Genomic DNA, 913 nt, shown 5'->3' with positions numbered 1-913 from the left:
TGCAGACAGGTGAAGGCCTCTGGTTGTGAAGTGGAGCTGTCTAGGAACCGCTTCATCAACCGGAGGCCTTCGTGTCCCACCCTAACGCCACGCTGACTCCTCGTACGCGGCTGCGGCTGGCTCGTTTGATCGTCGAGGAGGGCTGGACGGCTACTCATGCGGCGAAGATGTTCATGGTGGCTTCGAAAACAGCACGGAAGTGGGCCCAGCGGTATCGGCTCGAAGGCGTCAAAGGCATGCGTGATCGCAGTTGCCGGCCGCACCACAGCCCGAGAAAGACCCCTGAACAGCTCGTTCGGCGGATCGTGGGGCTGCGCTGGCGTCACCGCCTGGGCCCTGTCCAGATCAGCGGGCGTGTGGGCATGCCCGCCTCGACCGTGCACGCGGTCCTGGTGCGCTGCCGGATCAACCGGCTCTCACGAATCGACCGAGTCACCGGCGAGCCCTTGCGCCGCTACGAACACGACCACCCCGGATCACTGATCCACGTCGACGTCACCAAGTTCGGCAACATCCCCGACGGCGGCGGCTGGCGCTACCTCGGACGGCACCAGGGAAAACGCAACCGGGCCGCCACAGCCCACCGCACCGGCGAGCGAGACCGTCACCACGCACCGCGGCTGGGCACCGCCTACCTGCACACCGTCATCGACGATCATTCCCGGGTTGCCTACGCCGAAATCCGCACCGACGAGAAAGCGACCACCGCGATCGATGTGCTGCACGGCGCTGTCGCGTGGTTCGCCGAACACGGCGTCACCGTCGAACGAGTCCTGTCCGACAACGGCGCGTGCTACCGCTCCCACGCCTGGCGTGACACCTGTCGCGAGCTCGGCATCACCCACAAACGCACCCGGCCCTACCGGCCCCAAACCAACGGCAAAATCGAACGATTCCACCGCACCCTCGCCGA

Annotated in this window: 1 protein-coding gene; it reads left to right on the top strand. The window is 65.9% G+C overall.

Features of this window, described 5'->3' with window-relative positions:
• Positions 1–71: 71 nt before the first annotated feature.
• Positions 72–913: IS481 family transposase (locus E1161_RS26910; RefSeq protein ID WP_235875332.1), on the top strand; the 842-nt coding region annotated here is incomplete at its 3' end.

The organism is Saccharopolyspora aridisoli (genome assembly GCF_004348445.1).
In the GTDB taxonomy this organism is placed as follows: Bacteria; Actinomycetota; Actinomycetes; order Mycobacteriales; family Pseudonocardiaceae; genus Saccharopolyspora; species Saccharopolyspora aridisoli.
Note: the sequence above shows the minus strand (reverse complement) of the source record. Positions and strands in the feature narration are given on the sequence as shown.